The sequence below is a fragment of the Streptomyces sp. RerS4 genome (genome assembly GCF_023515955.1).
Classification (GTDB): domain Bacteria; phylum Actinomycetota; class Actinomycetes; order Streptomycetales; family Streptomycetaceae; genus Streptomyces.
Map to the genome: position 1 here is coordinate 1,635,246 of NZ_CP097322.1, position 19,184 is coordinate 1,654,429.

Consider the following 19,184-nt stretch of genomic DNA (forward strand, 5'->3'; position numbering starts at 1 on the left):
TTCAGGACTGGGGCCGTGCCATGGCCTTCACGAAGGCCTTCTCGACGTCGAGGGTGGACAGGACGCCGTAGATGCGGCCTTCCTCTTCGAGGACGAGGTATTCGGTGGCGGGGTTGGCGCGGAGGTGGTCGAGGAGTTCCTCGCCGGCGAGTTCGGCGGAGACCTTCATGCCGTCGGTGAGGTCCTGGGCGAGGGTGCTGACGGCGACCCAGGGGCGGCGGTGTTCGGGGATGGAGGCGATGGCGCTCTCGCGGACGATGGCGGTGGGGTCGCCGTGGCCGTCCACGACGACGAGGGCGCGGGCTCCGGCTTCGTTGGCGCGGCGGAGCGCCTCGGAGAGGGGGGTGGTGTGCTCGACGGGGATGGCGCGGCGGGTGAGGGCGCGGGCGCGCAGTTCCGGGAGGTGTTCGCGCAGGCGGGCCATGCGGAGGCTGTTGCCGGCGCCGGTCCAGATGATCGCGGCGAGGATGGCGGCGAGGAGCGCGTCCATGACGGTGTTCATGCCGCCGATCTCCTGGGGGCGGTTGCCGAGGAGTCCGGTGTGGGTGAGGAGGGGCAGGCCGACGAGGACGGCGATGGCGAGGCCGCGGCCGACCCAGGCGGCGGCGATGGTGCCGGTCATGGGCTTGCCGGTGATGCCCCAGATGACGGCGCGGAGCATGCGGCCGCCGTCGAGGGGGAGGCCGGGCAGGAGGTTGAAGGCGGCGACGAGGAGGTTGGAGATCATCAGGCCGGCGAGGAGGACGCCGGGGACGGTGGCGGGGTCGACGGCCGTCACGCCGAGGTAGAAGACGCCGGCGAGGGCGAGGGAGAGGAGGGGGCCGACGAAGGCGAGGACGAATTCGCGGCCGGGGGTCTCGGACTCCTTCTCGATCTCGGAGACTCCGCCGAAGAACTGGAGCTGGATGCGGCGCACGGGCAGTTTGAAGCGCAGCGCGGCGATGGTGTGGGCCAGTTCGTGGACGAGGACGGAGGCGTAGAAGGCGACGGCGAAGAAGAGGGAGACGAGGTAGCGGACCGGGCCGAGGTCGGGGAGGATCCGGTCGAGCTGGTCGCCGAAGACCCAGGTGATGAGGGCGGCGACGAGGAACCAGCTGGGCGAGACGTAGACGGGTACGCCGAAGGGGCGGCCCATGAGGATGCCGCCGCCCGGGTCGGAGCGCTTGGTGCGGCGCGCGCCGGATTCGTCGGTGTCTGCCACGGGTGTCCTTCGTTCGGGGGGTCCCCCGGGGATGGGGTCCGGCGGGGGGTGTCTTTCCAGTGTGGGGCCTGCGGTCGGGGTGGTGTGGCGGCGGGGTGGTCGCGCGGTGTGATGCTCCGATCATGCAGGGCGAGGGTGCCCGCCCGCAGTCGATGGTATGCGCGTGCTGTCGGCGTGGGGCCGTAGGGTTTCGCGTATGACGACGATCCCCGGTCCCGTACCCGGCGCGGAGGGTGCGGATGCCTCCGGCGGCGCCGCGGCGGAATCCTCCCTCGACGCCTCGGCCGATGCCTCGGTCGACGCCTCGGTCGAGGCGCCCGCCGGTGTGCCCGTGCCCGCCGACGCCGTTTCGGGTGCTTCCCGGCCGATGGCGCTGTCCCCGTCTCGGGCCGGCGACTTCATGCAGTGTCCGCTGCTGTACCGGTTCCGGGTGATCGACCGGCTGCCGGAGAAGCCGAGCGCGGCGGCGACGCGGGGGACGTTGGTGCACGCGGTGCTGGAGCGGCTGTTCGACCACCCCGCGGTGGAGCGGACGGCGCCGCGGGCCAAGGCCTTGATCCCGGCCCAGTGGGACCGGTTGCTGGAGTCGAAGCCGGAGCTGGCGGAGCTGTTCCCGCAGGGCGACGGGGGTGAGGGGCTGGCGCGGTGGCTGACGGAGGCCGAGGCGCTGGTGGAGCGGTGGTTCACGCTGGAGGACCCGACGCGGCTGGAGCCGGTGGAGCGGGAGTTCTTCGTGGAGACGGAGCTGGAGTCGGGGCTGCGGCTGCGCGGGATCATCGACCGGGTCGACGTGGCGCCGACGGGCGAGGTGCGGATCGTCGACTACAAGACGGGGAAGGCTCCGCGACCGCAGTACGCGGAGGGCGCACTGTTCCAGATGAAGTTCTACGCGCTGGTGGTGTGGCGGCTGAAGGGTGTCGTGCCGCGGCGGCTGCAGCTGGTGTACCTGGGCAGCGGGGACGTGTTGACGTACGACCCGGTGGTCGCGGATCTGGAGCGGGTGGAGCGCAAGCTGCACGCGCTGTGGGACGCGATCCGGGAGGCCACGGAGACGGGGGATTGGCGGCCGCGGCCGACGAAGCTGTGCGGCTGGTGTGATCACCAGGCGGTGTGTCCGGAGTTCGGGGGGACTCCCCCGGTGTACCCGTTGGAGGTCGTCGCGCGGGGGGATCGCCCGGCGGGGTCGTGATCTTCGGGTCAGGGCAGAATGGGGCGCGTCCGCCGAAGCCGTCCGACGAATACGAGGTACCCCGTGGCGATCCGCGTCCTGCTGGTCGACGACCAGCCACTGCTGCGCACCGGTTTCCGGATGATCCTGGAGGCCGAGCAGGACCTGGTGGTGGTGGGTGAGGCCGGGGACGGTCTGCAGGCGCTGGACCAGGTGCGGGCGTTGCAGCCCGATGTGGTGTTGATGGACATCCGGATGCCGCGGATGGACGGGGTGGAGGCGACGCGTCGGATCACGGGTCCGGAGCGTGACGGGCCGGCGAAGGTGCTGGTGCTGACGACCTTCGACCTGGACGAGTACGTGGTGGAGGCCCTACGGGCCGGCGCGAGCGGCTTCCTGTTGAAGGACGCCCCGGCGGACGAGCTGGTGCAGGCGATCCGGGTGGTGGCGGGGGGCGAGGCGATGCTCGCGCCGAGCATCACGCGCCGGCTGCTCGACAAGTACGCGGGGCATCTGCCGTCGGGCGAGGAGCGGGTCCCGGACACGTTGGGGACGCTGACGGAGCGCGAGGTGGAGGTACTGAAGCTGGTGGCGCGCGGTCTGTCGAACGCGGAGATCGCGGCGGATCTGTTCGTCAGCGAGACGACGGTGAAGACGCACGTGGGGCACGTGCTGACGAAGCTGAGCCTGCGCGACCGGGTGCAGGCGGCGGTGTACGCGTACGAGAGCGGCCTGGTACGGCCGGGCGCCCGGTAGCCCGTTGGCTCGGTCGGAAACGGAACGGGCCGGCAGCCGCGTGGTGCGGTTGCCGGCCCGTTGTTCGTGGCCTGGTGGCCAGCCTATCCCTTGCTGATCTCCCAGAAGCGGAAGACCGTGGAGGCGTCGAGGGACCACTGGAGGCCGTTGACGTTCTGGCGGGTGACGGCGTACTGCTTGCCCTGCCAGAGCGGGAGGATCGGCAGCTCGTCGGCGACGATGTCCTGGAGCCGGTTGTAGTCCATGTTGGCCGAGGTCCGGTCGGACTTTGCGGAGGTCGACGGGATGATCGTCCCGCTGATCTCCTTGTTGTCGTAGTTGTTCTTCAGGACGTTGTCCGGGCCGAAGAACGGCTGCGTGAAGTTGTCGGCGTCCGGGTAGTCCGGGACCCAGCCCTTCACGTAGACGCCGTACTTGCCGGCCGCGATGTCCTTCTCGTACTGCTCGAACTCGACGGACTTCATGTCGGCCTCGAAGAGGCCGCTGTCGTTGAGCTGCTTGGCGATGACCTGGAACTGCTGGTCGGTGGAGGGGCCGTAGCGGGTCGGCGTGGACCACAGGGTCAGCTTGATCTTGCCGGTGATGTTGGCGGCCTTGAGGACGGCCTTGGCCTTCTCCACCTGCGGGCTGCCGCCGTAGCGGTCGAAGAACGGGGTGGTGTGGCCCGCGATGCCCGCCGGGACGATGGAGTAGAGCGGGGTGGCGGTGCCGGCGTAGACGTCCTTGACGAGGGCCTCGCGGTCCACGAGGTAGGCGATGGCCTTGCGCACGGGCAGCTTGCCGACGACGGGGTCGTTGACGTTGAAGACCATGTGCTCGACCTCGGCGCCGGTGCCCTCGACGACGTCGATCTTCTGGTCGCCGGTCTTGGTGGCGGAGAGGGCGGCGATGTCCTTGGCGGCGAGGCCGCGGAAGGCGAAGTCGACGTCGCCGCTCTGGAGGACGCTCTTCAGGGCGGCCTGGTCGCCGTTGAAGAACTTCAGCGTGACGCCGGTGTTCTTGGCCTTGGCCTTGCCGGTGTAGGAGTCGTTGACGGAGAAGCTCGCGCTCTTGTCGCTGATGGAGTCGAGCTTGTAGACGCCGGAGCCGACGGCCTTGTTGTCGGTGCGGAGCTTGTCGGCCGGGTATTCGGCGTGGTCGACGATGGAGCCCGCGCCCGACGCGATCTTGCTGGGGAAGGTCGCGTCGGAGGTCTTCAGGCGGAAGACGATGGTCTTCTCGTCGGGCGTGTCGATGCCGGCGATCGACGAGAGCATGACGGCGGGGCCGTTGTCGTCGTTGATCTTCAGGGTGCGCTCGAAGGAGAACTTGACGTCCTTCGAGGTCAGGCTGTTGCCGTTGCTGAACTTCAGGTTCGGGCGCAGGACGCACCTGTACTGCTTGCTGTCGCCGCCCTCGAAGTTGCAGGACTGCGCGGCGTCGGGCTCCGGGGTGGTGCCGCCCTTGGGGAAGCTGAGCAGCGACTGGAAGACGTTGTTGAAGAGGAGCCAGGAGCCCGGATCGTAGCCCGCGGCCGGGTCCACGGACTTCACCTTGTCGGATATCCCCATGACCACGCCCTTGCCGCTGCCGGCGTTGGCGCCATCGGTGGAACCGCAACCGCTGAGCAGCGCTGCGGCGGTGGCCGCGCCGAGCGGGGCCGCCAACCACTGGTTACGTGTCTTCACGCGAATGTCCTTCACAGTCTTGTCTGGTCGTTGCGCCGGCCTGCGACGTCCGCCGCCGGATGCTGCCGTTGCTGCCGTCGCTGCCGGTCTCAGCCGCTGACTCCGCGGCCGAGTTCCCACAGCTGGAGGTCGGAGATGGCGTTGACCGACCACTCCACTCCGGTGATCCCGTCGCGAGCGGCGACGTACTGCTTGCCCTGCCACAGGGGCAGGACGGGCACGTCCTCGGCGACGATGTCCTGCATCTCCGTGATCGCGGGCGCGGTGACCGTACGGTCGACGTTGCGCCGGGCCTCGGGGATGAGCCTGGTGCGCACCGTGTTGTTGGCGTACGGCGTGCCCAGGAAGTTGTCCTGCTCCAGGAAGGGGGCGAGGAAGTTGTCGGCGTCCGGGTAGTCGGGGAACCAGCCGAGCCCGTAGGCGGCGTAGTCGCCCTTCTTCTGCGCGGGGCGGAATTCGCCCCACTCCTTGCCCTGGACGGTGATGTCGAAGAGCTGGGTGGAGTTGAGCTGGGTCTTGAGGGCCTCGAACTCGGCGGCGGTGCCGTCGCCGTAGTGGTCCGTGGTGTAGTTCAGGGTCAGCTTGACGGGGGTCTTGATCCCGGCCTCCTTCAGGATGCTCGCGGCCTTGGCGGTGTTGGCCTCGCCGTAGCGGTTGAAGAAGGAGTTGACGTGGCCGCCGACGGCGGTGGGGACGAGGGAGTACAGGGGCTGCGCGGCCTTGCCGTAGACCTTGGAGATGACGTTGTTGCGGTCGACGGCGGCGGCGAGGGCCTGGCGTACGGCCTTGTCCTTGACGACGGGGGCGTCGGTGTTGAAGCCGAGGTAGCGGATCTCCAGGCCGGGCAGCGGGACGAGCTTGACGCCCTTGGGGGGCTTCGCCGCGAACTCGCTGATCTGGGAGGGCGCCAGGGTGCGCGAGACCATGTGGACGGCGCCGTCGGCGAGGGCCTTGCCCATCGTGGCGGAGTCGTTGAAGGAGCGCAGCTCGACCTTGTCGTTGTGGAGCTTGAGGTCGCCCTTGTAGTGGGGGTTCTTGGTGAAGACGGCGCGGACGAGGTGGTTGTCCTTGACCTCCGCCTTCATCGTGTAGGGGCCGGAGCCGTCGACGGCGAAGCCGGGACGCAGCTTCCTGGCCTCGTAGTTCTTCTCGCTGACGATGCCGGCGGCGGGGGTGGAGAGCTTGTAGGGGAAGGTCGCGTCGGCGGTCTTCAGGTGGAAGACGACGGTGTCGGCGCCCTTGACCTCGACGGTGTCGAGGGTGGAGAGGAGCGCGGAGGGGCCGTTCTCGTCCTTGATCGCGCGGACGCGGTCGATGGAGAACTTGACGTCCTTGGCGGTGAGCGGGTCGCCGTTCGCGAACTTCAGTCCCGGCCGCAGGGTGCAGCGGTAGCTCTCGTTGCCCGTGTCGGTGAAGCGGCAGTCGGACGCGGCTTCGGGGACGGGCTGGCCGCCGCCGCGCGGGGTGTGCATCAGCGTCTGGACGGTCTGGCGCAGGACGTTCCAGGCGCCGGCGTCGTAGGCGTAGGCGGGGTCGAACGGGGCGGGTGCGTAGTCGGCGGCCTCGAACCGGTCGGTGGTGCCGACGACGATCGCTCCGGACGCTGCTCCTCCGCCGCTCGCGCTGCCGCAGGCGGACAGCGCGGGGGTGAGCAGGCCGATCGCGGCCGTCAGCACCATGGTCTTGCGGTTCATGCTGGACGTACTCCCTCACCCGGCACTTGGTCAAAGCGGCGTAGAGGGCACTGCGCTGCGGTCGCCCGTTCAGGGCGGAACGATCGGGCCGGTGTGTGACGATCGGTCCACGCGGCGCCGGCGACAGGGTGTGTGTCCGGTGCGGCAGAGGTGCGTGCGTAGTGCCCGCGTCGACATTAGTGGCCCCGGACGGGATGGCTGGAACCGGCAGGAGTTGGGACGTAACCGGACGGTGATGGGAGCGGACTGACCGCTCATGCGGGTGTCTTCGCAGATGCGGTCAGGAGATGATCAATCCGGACACATGGGAAGGCCGCGTGGGCACGGTGTGGCCCCGGCGGGGGTCCTGCGGGTGACCAAGGTCACCCGGCGCGGGCGGCGGATGGGGGATGGAATTTCGGCCTCCGGTGCCGGGCACGGAAGATCCTCCCGCGCGATCCGGGAGCGGACCCCGAACTGTTCGGTACGCAGCGTGCGCGGTTCAGTTCATCGGAGTGATGAGCGAGCGCAGGAACGGCAGGTCCACGTCCTCCAGGGAGCGGACGACGGTGCGGCCGGGCGCGGGGTCGATGAGCCCGACGGAGGGGATGGCCACGACGCGGCAGCCTGCGGCCTCGGCGGCGGCGACGCCGGTGGCGGTGTCCTCGATGACGGCGCACCGCGAGGGGTGCGCGCCGAGGGTCCGGGCGGCGAGCAGGTACGGGTCCGGGTGGGGCTTGGTACGGGGGACCTCGTCGCCGGCGACGGTGAGGTGGAAGCGGTCGCGGCCGAGGGTCCGCAGCACCTGGTCGATGACGCGGCGGTGGGAGGCGGAGACGAGGGCGGTGGGCACGTTGTGCCGCGCCAGCTCGTTCAGGAGCCGTTCGGCGCCGGGCATCAGGGGGACATGGCCGGCGATGCGGGCCTCGAAGCGCTCGTTGAGCAGGACGCTGAGTTCGGCGAGGCCGATGTCGGCGCCGGTGGCCTCGATGAGGAAGCCGGCGCTGCGGCTCATGGGGCCGCCGACCACGATGTCACGCCAGGCGTCGTCGAGTTCGTGGCCGAGCTCCCGGAAGATCTCCGCTTCGATCTCCCACCAGAATCCCTCGGTGTCGACGAGGGTGCCGTCCATGTCGAGCAGCACCGCCTGCAGGGCGTGCCCGTCGGCCGTGCGGGCGACGGGGGCGGGGACGGTGCTGGTCATGCGGGCGCCTCTCTGGGGGACGACAAGGCCGGTCACCTGGACCCGTGGGCACATCCCCCCGGGGAACAGGTGACCGGCCTGTTTGGGACCGACCAGTGTACGCCGCTACGCCTCAGCGTGCGTTGAAATATTTCGCTTCGGGGTGGTGAATCACGATGGCGTCGGTGGACTGTTCGGGGTGGAGCTGGAATTCCTCCGACAGGTGGACGCCGATCCGCTCCGGCTGGAGGAGGTCGGCGATCTTGGCGCGGTCCTCCAGGTCGGGGCAGGCACCGTAGCCCAGGGAGAAGCGGGCGCCGCGGTACTTGAGGTCGAACATGTCCTCGACCTTGTCCGGGTCCTCGCCGCCGAAGCCCAGCTCCGCGCGGACGCGGGCGTGCCAGTACTCGGCCATGGCCTCGGCGAGCTGGACGGACAGGCCGTGCAGCTCCAGGTATTCGCGGTAGGAGTCGGCCTCGAAGAGCTTGGCGGTGGCCTCGCCGATCTTCGAGCCGACGGTGACGACCTGGAGGCCGACGACGTCCGTCTCGCCCGACTCCTCGGGGCGGAAGAAGTCGGCGAGGCACAGGCGGCGGCCGCGCCGCTGGCGCGGGAAGGTGAAGCGGGTCCGCTCGTTGCCCTGCTCGTCGAGGATGATCAGGTCGTCGCCCTTGGAGACGCAGGGGAAGTAGCCGTAGACGACGGCCGCTTCGAGGAGGTTCTCGGTGTGCAGCTTCTCCAGGAGGCCGCGCAGGCGCGGGCGGCCCTCCGTCTCGACCAGTTCCTCGTACGTGGCCCCGCCGGCGCGGGCCTGCTTGAGGCCCCACTGCCCCTTGAAGAGGGCGCCCTCGTCCAGCCAGGAGGCGTAGTCCTTGAGCGGGATGCCCTTGACGACGCGGGTTCCCCAGAACGGCGGGGTGGGGACGGGGTTGTCGACGGAGACGTCCGAGCGGGCGCCCGGCTCCTCGGGCTCCTCCACCTGGACCACGGGAGTGTCCCGCTTGGGGACGCGGCGCTGCTTGAGTTCGGGCAGGGTGGCGCCGGGGACGCCGCGCTTGACGGCGATGAGGGCGTCCATCAGGCGCAGGCCCTCGAAGGCGTCGCGGGCGTAGCGGACCTCGCCCTCGTAGATCTCGTGGAGGTCCTGTTCGACGTAGGCGCGGGTGAGGGCGGCGCCGCCGAGGATGACGGGGTAGTCGGCGGCCAGCTTGCGCTGGTTGAGCTCCTCCAGGTTCTCCTTCATGATCACGGTGGATTTCACGAGGAGACCGGACATGCCGATGACGTCGGCCTTGTGTTCCTGGGCGGCTTCGAGGATCGCGGAGACCGGCTGCTTGATGCCGATGTTGACGACGTTGTAGCCGTTGTTGGTCAGGATGATGTCGACGAGGTTCTTGCCGATGTCGTGGACGTCGCCGCGGACGGTGGCGAGCACGATGGTGCCCTTGCCCTCGTCGTCGCTCTTCTCCATGTGCGGTTCCAGGTGCGCCACCGCCGTCTTCATGACCTCCGCGGACTGGAGGACGAAGGGCAGCTGCATCTGGCCGGAGCCGAACAGCTCGCCGACGACCTTCATGCCCTCCAGGAGGGTGTCGTTGACGATGTCGAGGGCGGGGCGGGTCTGGAGGGCCTCGTCGAGGTCGGCCTCCAGGCCGTTCTTCTCGCCGTCGATGATGCGGCGCCGCAGCCGCTCCTCCAGGGGCAGGGCGAGGAGCTCCTCGGCACGGCCGGCCTTGAGGGACTTGGTGTTGACGCCCTCGAAGAGGGCCATCAGCTTCTGCAGCGGGTCGTAGTCGCCCTCGCGGCGGTCGTAGATGAGGTCGAGGGCGGTGTTGACCTGTTCCTCGTCGAACCGGGCGATCGGGAGGATCTTGGAGGCGTGGACGATCGCGGAGTCCAGGCCGGCCTTGACGCACTCGTCGAGGAAGACGGAGTTGAGCAGGACGCGGGCGGCCGGGTTGAGGCCGAAGGAGATGTTGGACAGGCCCAGGGTGGTCTGGACGTCGGGGTGGCGGCGCTTGAGTTCGCGGATCGACTCGATGGTGGCGATGCCGTCCTTGCGGGACTCCTCCTGGCCGGTGCAGATGGTGAAGGTCAGGGTGTCGATGAGGATGTCCGACTCGCGGATGCCCCAGTTGGTGGTGAGGTCCTCGATGAGGCGCTCGGCGATGGCCACCTTGTGCTCGACGGTGCGGGCCTGGCCCTCCTCGTCGATGGTCAGGGCGATCAGCGCGGCGCCGTGCTCGCGGGCCAGTCGGGTGACCTTGGCGAAGCGGGAGTCGGGTCCGTCGCCGTCCTCGTAGTTGACCGAGTTGATGACGGCGCGGCCGCCCAGCATCTCCAGGCCGGCCTGGATGACGGGGACCTCGGTGGAGTCCAGGACGATCGGCAGGGTGGAGGCGGTGGCGAAGCGGCCGGCCAGCTCCTTCATGTCGGCGACGCCGTCGCGGCCGACGTAGTCCACGCACAGGTCGAGCATGTGCGCGCCCTCGCGGATCTGGTCGCGGGCCATCTCGACGCAGTCGTCCCAGCGGGCCTCCAGCATGGCCTCGCGGAACTTCTTCGAGCCGTTGGCGTTGGTGCGCTCGCCGATGGCCATGTACGAGGTGTCCTGCCGGAACGGCACGGTCTGGTAGAGCGAGGCGGCGCCGGGCTCCGGCTGCGGGCTGCGCTCGACGACGGCCGTGCCGCGGACCCGCTCGACGACCTGGCGCAGGTGCTCGGGGGTGGTGCCGCAGCAGCCGCCGACGAGGGAGAGTCCGTACTCGCGGACGAAGGTCTCCTGGGCGTCGGCGAGCTCGGGGGCGGTCAGCGGGTAGTGAGCGCCGTCCTTGGTCAGGACGGGCAGACCGGCGTTGGGCATGCAGGAGAGCGGGATGCGGGCGTTGCGCGCGAGGTAGCGCAGGTGCTCGCTCATCTCGGCGGGGCCGGTGGCGCAGTTCAGACCGATCATGTCGATGCCGAGGGGTTCCAGCGCGGTGAGCGCGGCGCCGATCTCGGAGCCGAGCAGCATGGTGCCGGTGGTCTCGACGGTGACGGAGCAGATCAGGGGGACGCTGACGCCGAGGGCCTCCATGGCGCGGCGGGCGCCGATGATGGAGGACTTGGTCTGCAGGAGGTCCTGGGTGGTCTCGACGAGCAGCGCGTCGGCGCCGCCGGAGATCAGGCCTTCGGCGTTGATCTGGTAGGCGTCACGGATCTGGCCGTAGGTGATGTGGCCGAGGGTGGGCAGCTTGGTGCCGGGGCCGATGGAGCCGAGCACCCAGCGCTGCTGCCCGGTGGAAGCGGTGAACTCGTCGGCGACCTCGCGGGCGATGCGCGCGCCGGCCTCGGACAGCTCGAAGTTGCGCTCGGCGATGTCGTACTCGGCGAGGGCGGCGTAGTTGGCGCCGAAGGTGTTGGTCTCCACGCAGTCAACGCCGACGCCGAAGTACGCCTCGTGGACGGAGCGCACGATGTCGGGGCGGGTCACGTTCAGGACCTCGTTGCAGCCTTCGAGCTGCTGGAAGTCCTCCATGGTGGGGTCCTGCGCCTGGAGCATCGTTCCCATGGCTCCGTCGGCGACGACCACGCGGGTCGCGAGCGCCTCTCGGAGGGCATCGGCCCGGGTCTGGGTGTCTGCGGGCGGGTTCGGCAACGAGGCCATGGTGGGGCTCCCTGGAGTGCGACGGCTGTCGGCTTTGCACCCCTGCCTGTGTCGGGGGCGCACGCGGTCAGGGTAACCGTGTGGCGCCCCACCCGGTGAGAGCGTCCCACCAAACGGACTGCATCCTGTCCGGCGGGGCGCGTACGGGGCGTACGGGCGCGCCGCACCCTGGGAACAGCCCAAGCATGCACAAGGTCGGCATCGACCGATAGTGTTCAGCATTGTCGAACTACGTCAGCAGGAGGCTGCGCGATGGCACGGAACATCCAGTCGCTCGAACGAGCCGCTGCGATGCTGCGACTCCTGGCGGGCGGGGAGCGCCGGCTGGGCCTGTCGGACGTGGCGTCCGCGTTGGGCCTGGCCAAGGGCACGGCGCACGGGATCCTGCGCACCCTGCAGGCCGAGGGCTTCGTCGAACAGGACCCGGCCTCGGGCCGCTACCAGCTGGGCGCGGAGCTGCTGCGGCTGGGCAACAGCTACCTGGACGTGCACGAGCTGCGCGCCCGCGCCCTGGTCTGGACGGACGACCTGGCGCGGGCGAGCGGCGAGAGCGTCTACGTGGGGGTGCTGCACCAGAGCGGGGTGCTGATCATGCACCACGTCTTCCGCCCGGACGACAGCCGTCAAGTGCTGGAGGTGGGCGCCATGCAGCCGCTGCACTCGACGGCCCTGGGCAAGGTGCTGTCGGCGTACGACCCGGTGGCGCACTCCCAGGCGATGGAGGTCGAGCGGGAGGCGTTCACGCCCCGTACGGTCACGGACGCGACGGGCTTCGAGGAGATCCTGGAGCTGACGCGGGCGCGCGGCTGGGCCGCCGACGTGGAGGAGACCTGGGAGGGCATCGCCTCGGTGGCGGCGCCGATCCACGACCGGCGCCGGATGCCGGTGGGCGCCGTCGCGGTCGCGGGCGCGGTGGAGCGGGTGTGCGGGGAGTCCGGGGAGCCGCGGGCGTCCCTGGTGGCGTCCGTACGGGACTGCGCGAGGTCGGTTTCGCGCGACCTCGGGGCGGGCCGGTTCTGAGCTTGACCTGAAGGTCTTTGATCCACCCGATGGCGCGTCCGAGCGCCATTTGGGTGGATTTTGTCTTTTTCCGATCGATCAATGGCCGGTTTTGGTCGATCGTACCGAGTGGTAACGATCCGGTTCTTTGACCTGGTCAACCCTTGACGCCTTCTTCACCCAGGCGGAAAACTGCCGTTCATCGGTCGGCATTGTCGAACACCTACCGGCAATACGCGTTAGGGTATGGCGAGGCCAAGGACCGGTGCAGCACTCACCGAGTGCGTGGACCACCGGAGGGACCCGGTGTCCGCCCACCCCTGGACGTAAGACAAAGGAGTCGCGGGTGTCCAGCTCCGACATCTTCATCGGCGAGACCATCGGTACCGCCCTGCTCACACTGCTCGGCGGTGGCGTCTGCGCCGCCGTCACGCTCAAGAGCTCCAAGGCCCGTAACGCGGGCTGGCTCGCGATCACCTTCGGCTGGGGTTTCGCCGTCCTGATCGCCGCATACGTCTCCGCGCCCCTGTCCGGCGCGCACCTCAACCCGGCGGTCACCGTCGGCATCGCCGTCAAGACCGGCGAGTGGGGTGACGTCCCGGTCTACTTCGCGGGCCAGCTGCTGGGCGCCATGCTCGGCGCGGTCCTCATGTGGGTGACCTACTACGGCCAGTTCCGCGTGCACCTCGCCGACCCGGAGCACATCCGCGACGCCAAGCTCGGCCCGGAGGACCCGCACCCGCACGACGTCGCGGGCCCCGTCCTCGGCATCTTCTCCACGGGCCCCGAGATCCGCAACGTCGTCCAGAACCTCGCGACCGAGATCATCGGCACCGCCGTCCTCATCCTGGCGATCCTCACCCAGGGCCTCCAGGACGGCGGCAAGGGCCTCGGCGTCATAGGCGTCCTGATCACCTCCTTCGTGGTCGTCGGCATCGGCCTCTCGCTGGGCGGCCCCACCGGCTACGCCATCAACCCGGTCCGCGACCTCGGTCCGCGCATCGTCCACGCCCTGCTCCCGCTGCCCAACAAGGGCGGCTCGGACTGGGGCTACTCCTGGATCCCGGTCGTCGGCCCGCTCGTCGGCGCCGCGCTCGCCGGCGGTCTGTACAACATCGCGTTCGCCTGATCAGCATCGGCAAGCATGAGCGGTAACCGCACCGCCCGTCCTGATTCCGCCAACTCCACAGACCTGCCAGGAGCAGCCACCATGACCAGCAGCACCGGCCCCTTCATCGCCGCGATCGACCAGGGCACCACGTCCTCCCGTTGCATCGTCTTCGACCGCGACGGCCGCATCGTCGCCGTCGACCAGAAGGAGCACGAGCAGATCTTCCCGAAGCCGGGCTGGGTCGAGCACGACGCCACCGAGATCTGGACCAACGTCCAGGAGGTCGTCGCCGGCGCCATCGCCAAGGCCGAGATCACGGCCGCCGACGTCAAGGCCGTCGGCATCACCAACCAGCGCGAGACCACCGTCCTGTGGGACCGGAACACCGGCGAGCCGGTCCACAACGCGCTGGTCTGGCAGGACACCCGTACCGACGCCCTGTGCAAGGAGCTCGGTCGCAACGTCGGCCAGGACCGCTTCCGCCGCGAGACCGGCCTGCCGCTGGCGAGCTACTTCGCCGGCCCCAAGGTCCGCTGGCTGCTGGACAACGTCGAGGGCCTGCGCGAGCGCGCCGAGGCCGGCGACATCCTCTTCGGCACGATGGACTCCTGGGTCATCTGGAACCTCACCGGCGGCGCCCAGGGCGGCGTGCACGTCACCGACGTCACCAACGCCTCGCGCACCATGCTGATGAACCTGCACACCCTGGCCTGGGACGAGCGCATCGCCGAGTCCATGGAGGTGCCGCTCAACGTCCTCCCCGAGATCAGGTCCTCCGCCGAGGTCTACGGCCACGTCAAGGAAGGCGTCCTCGCCGGCGTCCCGGTCGCCTCCGCGCTCGGTGACCAGCAGGCCGCCCTCTTCGGCCAGACCTGCTTCGCCGAGGGCGAGGCGAAGTCCACCTACGGCACCGGCACGTTCATGCTGATGAACACCGGCGACAAGATCATCAACTCCTACAGCGGCCTGCTGACCACGGTCGGCTACCAGATCGGCGACGCGAAGCCGGTCTACGCGCTGGAGGGCTCCATCGCCGTCACCGGCTCGCTCGTCCAGTGGATGCGCGACCAGATGGGCATGATCAAGACCGCCGCCGAGATCGAGACGCTCGCGCTCTCCGTCGAGGACAACGGCGGCGCCTACTTCGTACCGGCCTTCTCCGGCCTGTTCGCCCCGTACTGGCGCTCCGACGCCCGCGGTGTGATCGCCGGCCTCACCCGGTACGTCACCAAGGCGCACATCGCCCGTGCCGTCCTGGAGGCCACCGCCTGGCAGACCCGCGAGATCACCGACGCCATGACCAAGGACTCCGGCGTCGAGCTGGCGGCCCTCAAGGTCGACGGTGGTATGACCTCCAACAACCTGCTGATGCAGACGCTCTCGGACTTCCTGGACGCCCCGGTGGTGCGCCCGATGGTCGCCGAGACCACCTGTCTCGGCGCCGCCTACGCCGCCGGCCTGGCCGTCGGCTTCTGGCCCGACACCGACGCCCTGCGCGCCAACTGGCGCCGCGCGGCGGAATGGACCCCGCGGATGCCCGCCGAGCAGCGGGACCGCGAGTACAAGAACTGGCTCAAGGCCGTAGAGCGGTCCATGGGCTGGATCGACGACGAAGACGCCAGCTGACCGCACCGGCTGAGTCAATCGACGAGGAGCTGAAAGAGATATGAGCACCCTGCAGAGCGTTCCCGCACTGGGTACGCACCCGACCGCCGGCTCGAACGCGAGCCGCGCCGAGACCCGTGAGCAGCTGTCGAAGGCCACCTACGACCTGCTCGTCATCGGCGGTGGCATCCTGGGCACCTCCGTGGCCTGGCACGCCGCGCAGTCGGGTCTGCGGGTCGCCATGGTGGACGCCGGCGACTTCGCCGGCGCCACCTCCTCCGCCTCCTCCAAGCTCGTCCACGGTGGCCTGCGCTACCTGCAGACCGGTGCGGTCAAGCTGGTCGCGGAGAACCACCACGAGCGCCGGGTACTGGCCAAGGACGTGGCCCCGCACCTGGTCAACCCGCTGACCTTCTACCTGCCCGTGTACAAGGGCGGTCCGGTCGGCGCGGCGAAGCTGGGCGCGGGCGTGTTCGCGTACTCGGCGCTCTCGGCCTTCGGCGACGGCATGGGCAAGGTCATCTCGCCCGCCCGCGCCGCGGCCGACAACCCGGGTCTGAAGACGGACAACCTGAAGGCCGTCGCCGTCTACTACGACCACCAGATGAACGACTCGCGCGTGGCCGTCATGACGGTCCGCGCCGCGGTCGAGTCGGGTGCGGTCGTCCTCAACCACGCCGAGGTCACCGGCCTGCGCATGACGCGCGGCCGGGTCAGCGGCGCCGAGCTGAAGGACCGCCTCGACGGCACCGAGTTCGGTGTCGACGCGCGCGTCGTGCTCAACGCCACCGGCCCGTGGGTGGACCACCTGCGGCGCATGGAAGACAAGCACGCGATGCCGTCGATCCGCCTCTCCAAGGGCGCGCACATCGTCATGAAGCGCAAGTCGCCTTGGAAGGCCGCCATGGCCACCCCGATCGACAAGTACCGCATCACCTTCGCCCTGCCGTGGGAGGACCAGCTCCTGCTCGGCACGACCGACGAGGTCTACGAGGGCGACCCGGCGGACGTGCGCGCCACCGAGTCGGACATCCAGCAGATCCTCGACGAGGCGGCGTTCTCGGTGAAGGACGCGGACCTGGACCGCTCGCTGATGACGTACGCCTTCGCGGGCCTGCGGGTGCTGCCCGGCGGCCCCGGCGGCGTCGAGAAGGCCAAGCGCGAGACGGTGGTCTCCGAGGGCGCGGGCGGCATGCTGTCGGTCGCCGGCGGCAAGTGGACGACGTACCGTCACATCGGCCGTGTCGTCATGGACAAGCTGGCCAAGCTCCCCGGCAGCCCGCTGACCGAGGACATGGAGCCGGTGAAGTCCCTGGTGCGCCGGATCGCGCTGCCCGGTGTCGCCAACCCGAACGCGGTGGCGCACCGTCTGCTGGTGGACCGCGACCCGGGTGCCCGTATGGATCCGCTGACGGCCCGTCACCTGGCCTCGCACTACGGCTCGCTGGCCTTCGACGTCGCGCGCCTGGCGAACGAGGACGCGGCGCTGGCCGAGCGCATCCACCCGGACGGTCCGGAGATCTGGGCGCAGGTCGCCTACGCCCGTGACTTCGAGTGGGCCGAGACCGTCGACGACGTGCTGCGTCGCCGTACGACGGTGACGGTCCGCGGCCTGGACGACGAGGCCGTTCGGGCCCGTGTCGAGGAGATGCTGGGCGGCAAGGCATAGCCGTCACGCAGGTGGGGAAGAGGGGCGGTTCCGAGGGGAACCGCCCCTCTGTCGTGGGCTGTGGCCCGCGCGCCCCCAAGGCTTAGGCTGGCCCTTGTACACAAGGGAACTTCGGAAGGAGACCTGGGTGATCGAGCTTGAGGGCGTGCCCGAGCTGATCGACCCGGTCATGGTGGCCGCGTTCGAGGGCTGGAACGACGCGGGTGACGCCGCCTCCGGTGCGGTGGCGCACCTGGACCGGGAGTGGAAGGGCGAGGTCTTCGCGGCGCTGGACGCCGAGGACTACTACGACTTCCAGGTCAACCGGCCGACGGTGTGGCTGGACAACGGGGTCAGGAAGATCACCTGGCCGACGACGCGGCTTTCGGTGGTCCGGATCGGCGGCGCGAAACCGCGCGACCTGGTGCTCGTACGGGGCATCGAGCCGTCCATGCGCTGGCGCTCGTTCTGCAACGAACTGCTGGGCTTCGCGCACGAGCTGGGCGTGGAGATGGTCGTCATCCTCGGCGCGCTGCTCGGGGACACCCCGCACACCCGGCCGGTGCCGGTGAGCGGGGTCACCTCGGACGCGGACCTGGCGCGGACGATGGACCTGGAGGAGACGAAGTACGAGGGCCCGACGGGGATCGTGGGCGTGCTCCAGGAGGCGTGTACGCACGCGGGCGTCCCGGCGGTGTCGCTGTGGGCGGCGGTGCCGCACTACGTGTCGCAGCCGCCGAACCCGAAGGCGACGTTGGCGCTGCTGAACCGGCTGGAGGACCTGATCGACATCAGGATCCCGCTGGGCGAGCTGCCGGAGGACGCGCGGGCCTGGCAGCTGGGCGTGGACCAGCTGGCCGCCGAGGACAGCGAGGTCGCCGAGTACGTCCAGACGCTGGAGGAGGCCCGGGACACGGCGGACCTGCCGGAGGCCTCGGGTGACGCGATCGCCCGGGAGTTCGAACGCTACCTGCGCCGCCGGGACCCGTCCGCGACCGCCGAGCCCGGTGACGGATCGTACCTGCGCGACACGTCGAGCGGGCTCACGCGCCCGCCGAAGCGCAAGCCGGACGCCTCCGGATCGGGCGCGGGCGCCGGCACGGGCACCGAGACCGGATCCGGCTCCGGCTCCGGCTCCGGGGAGGAGTCGCAGCCGCCGGCGGCGGGCCCGGCGGAGGAGGAGCCGGGGGGCGACGCCCCGCAGACCCCTTAGGCGTAGGCCCGACAGACGGACGCCGGCGGGGCTGGATCATCCAGCCCCGCCGGCGTTTCCGTGTCGTGCGGGTGGCTACAGGGCCACGCCGAGCAGCGCGTCGACCGTACGGGAGACCAGGCCGGGGGCCGATTCGTCGTCCCCGCCGGAGGCGAGCTGGAGCTCGACCCAGCGGTCCACGGCCGCCAGCGCCGCCGGGGCGTCCAGGTCGCGGGCGAGGGCCTCGCGGACCTCCTCGACCAGGGCGTCCGCCGGGAGCCCGTCCGGGCGGGAGACGGCCGCGCGCCAGCGCTCCAGGCGGGCCACGGCCTCCTCCAGGACGGAGTCCGTCCACTCCCAGTCGGCGCGGTAGTGGTGCGCCAGCAGGGCCAGGCGGATGGCCGCCGGGTCGACGCCGGAGCGGCGCAGCGCGGACACGAAGACCAGGTTGCCCTTGGACTTCGACATCTTCTCGCCGTTCAGCGCGACCATGCCCGCGTGGACGTAGGCCTTGGCCATGGGGAACTCGCCGGTCAGGGCCTGCGCGTGCGAGGCGCCCATCTCGTGGTGCGGGAAGGCCAGGTCGGAGCCGCCGCCCTGGATGTCGAAGCCCATGCCCAGGTGGTCCAGGGCGATGGCCACGCACTCGATGTGCCAGCCCGGCCGGCCGCGGCCCAGGGAGGCCCCGTCCCAGCTGGGCTCGCCGGGACGCGCCGCCATCCACAGCATCGGGTCGAGCGGGTTCTTCTTGCCCGGACGGTCCGGGTCGCCGCCGCGCTCCGCGGACAGCAGCCGCATCGCCTGGACGTCGAGGTGGGAGACCCCGCCGAAGTGCGGGTCCGACTCCACGGAGAAGTAGACGTCGCCGTCGAGCTCGTACGCGGCGCCCGCGTCCCGCAGCCGTTCGACCAGCGGCACGATGCCGGGTATGGCCTCGACGGCTCCGATGTAGTGCTGCGGAGGCAGCATCCGCAGGGCGGTCATGTCCTCGCGGAAGAGGGCCGTCTCGCGCTCGGCGAGCGCGGTCCAGTCGTGTCCGTCGCGCTGCGCCCGCACCAGCAGGGGATCGTCGACGTCGGTGACGTTCTGGACGTAGTGGACCTGCCGCTTGTTGTCGAGCCACACGCGCTGCACGAGGTCGAACGCGTTGTAGGTCGCCGCGTGACCGATGTGGGTCGCGTCGTACGGGGTGATGCCACAGACGTAGAGGCGGGCGACGGGACCGGGGTCGAGGGTGATCGTCCCCCGGGTCGCGGTGTCGTGGATCTGGAGGTCGCGGCCCTTGCCGGGCAGGGCGGGGACCTCAGAAGCGGGCCAGGCATGCATGCATCGAGC

The 19,184-nt window shown here is 70.2% G+C and carries 13 protein-coding genes; 7 read left to right on the forward strand and 6 right to left on the reverse strand.

Features of this window, described 5'->3' with window-relative positions; genetic code table 11:
* Position 1: 1 nt before the first annotated feature.
* Positions 2 to 1,201: a site-2 protease family protein gene (locus tag M4D82_RS07530; RefSeq protein WP_249765290.1), complete on the reverse strand. Its 1,200-nt coding sequence runs from the start codon at positions 1,199 to 1,201 to the stop codon at positions 2 to 4.
* Positions 1,202 to 1,397: 196 nt separating this feature from the next.
* Here M4D82_RS07530 and M4D82_RS07535 point away from each other — a divergent pair, with 196 nt between their 5' ends.
* The gene (locus M4D82_RS07535) at positions 1,398 to 2,390 is read left to right on the forward strand and encodes a RecB family exonuclease (RefSeq protein ID WP_502988886.1); all 993 of its coding nucleotides are present in this window, start codon (positions 1,398 to 1,400) and stop codon (positions 2,388 to 2,390) included.
* 63 nt (positions 2,391 to 2,453) lie between these two features.
* The gene (locus tag M4D82_RS07540; protein ID WP_249765291.1) at positions 2,454 to 3,125 is read left to right on the forward strand and encodes a response regulator; all 672 of its coding nucleotides are present in this window, start codon (positions 2,454 to 2,456) and stop codon (positions 3,123 to 3,125) included.
* A gap of 83 nt (positions 3,126 to 3,208) precedes the next feature.
* Here M4D82_RS07540 and M4D82_RS07545 read toward each other — a convergent pair whose 3' ends face one another.
* The 4 genes from M4D82_RS07545 to metH form a co-directional block, all read right to left on the reverse strand.
* Positions 3,209 to 4,792, reverse strand: coding sequence for an ABC transporter substrate-binding protein (locus M4D82_RS07545; protein WP_249765292.1), 1,584 nt, complete (start codon positions 4,790 to 4,792; stop codon positions 3,209 to 3,211).
* A gap of 89 nt (positions 4,793 to 4,881) precedes the next feature.
* The gene (locus M4D82_RS07550; protein WP_249765293.1) at positions 4,882 to 6,486 is read right to left on the reverse strand and encodes an ABC transporter substrate-binding protein; all 1,605 of its coding nucleotides are present in this window, start codon (positions 6,484 to 6,486) and stop codon (positions 4,882 to 4,884) included.
* 481 nt (positions 6,487 to 6,967) lie between these two features.
* Complete coding sequence (locus tag M4D82_RS07555; RefSeq protein ID WP_249765294.1) at positions 6,968 to 7,669, reverse strand: HAD family hydrolase; 702 nt, start codon at positions 7,667 to 7,669, stop codon at positions 6,968 to 6,970.
* A gap of 112 nt (positions 7,670 to 7,781) precedes the next feature.
* On the reverse strand, positions 7,782 to 11,294 hold the full coding sequence (gene metH / locus M4D82_RS07560) for a methionine synthase (RefSeq protein ID WP_249765295.1): 3,513 nt from the start codon (positions 11,292 to 11,294) through the stop codon (positions 7,782 to 7,784).
* Positions 11,295 to 11,546: 252 nt separating this feature from the next.
* Between metH and M4D82_RS07565 the strand changes: the two genes are divergently transcribed.
* From M4D82_RS07565 to M4D82_RS07585, 5 genes are all read left to right on the forward strand, one after another.
* A complete protein-coding gene (locus M4D82_RS07565; protein WP_249765296.1) occupies positions 11,547 to 12,314 on the forward strand; it encodes an IclR family transcriptional regulator in 768 nt (255 codons plus the stop codon).
* Positions 12,315 to 12,639: 325 nt separating this feature from the next.
* Positions 12,640 to 13,422 carry an MIP/aquaporin family protein gene (locus M4D82_RS07570; RefSeq protein WP_249765297.1) on the forward strand — a complete coding sequence of 261 codons (783 nt, stop codon included), beginning with the start codon at positions 12,640 to 12,642 and terminating at the stop codon, positions 13,420 to 13,422.
* An 81-nt stretch (positions 13,423 to 13,503) separates the two neighbouring features.
* Positions 13,504 to 15,030, forward strand: coding sequence for a glycerol kinase GlpK (gene glpK, locus M4D82_RS07575; protein ID WP_249765298.1), 1,527 nt, complete (start codon positions 13,504 to 13,506; stop codon positions 15,028 to 15,030).
* A 40-nt stretch (positions 15,031 to 15,070) separates the two neighbouring features.
* On the forward strand, positions 15,071 to 16,678 hold the full coding sequence (locus M4D82_RS07580) for a glycerol-3-phosphate dehydrogenase/oxidase (protein ID WP_249765299.1): 1,608 nt from the start codon (positions 15,071 to 15,073) through the stop codon (positions 16,676 to 16,678).
* A gap of 127 nt (positions 16,679 to 16,805) precedes the next feature.
* Complete coding sequence (locus tag M4D82_RS07585; RefSeq protein ID WP_249765300.1) at positions 16,806 to 17,870, forward strand: PAC2 family protein; 1,065 nt, start codon at positions 16,806 to 16,808, stop codon at positions 17,868 to 17,870.
* A gap of 75 nt (positions 17,871 to 17,945) precedes the next feature.
* On the opposite strand, the gene mshC is transcribed toward M4D82_RS07585, so the two are convergent.
* Complete coding sequence (gene mshC / locus M4D82_RS07590) at positions 17,946 to 19,175, reverse strand: cysteine--1-D-myo-inosityl 2-amino-2-deoxy-alpha-D-glucopyranoside ligase (protein WP_249765301.1); 1,230 nt, start codon at positions 19,173 to 19,175, stop codon at positions 17,946 to 17,948.
* Positions 19,176 to 19,184 lie beyond the last annotated feature (9 nt).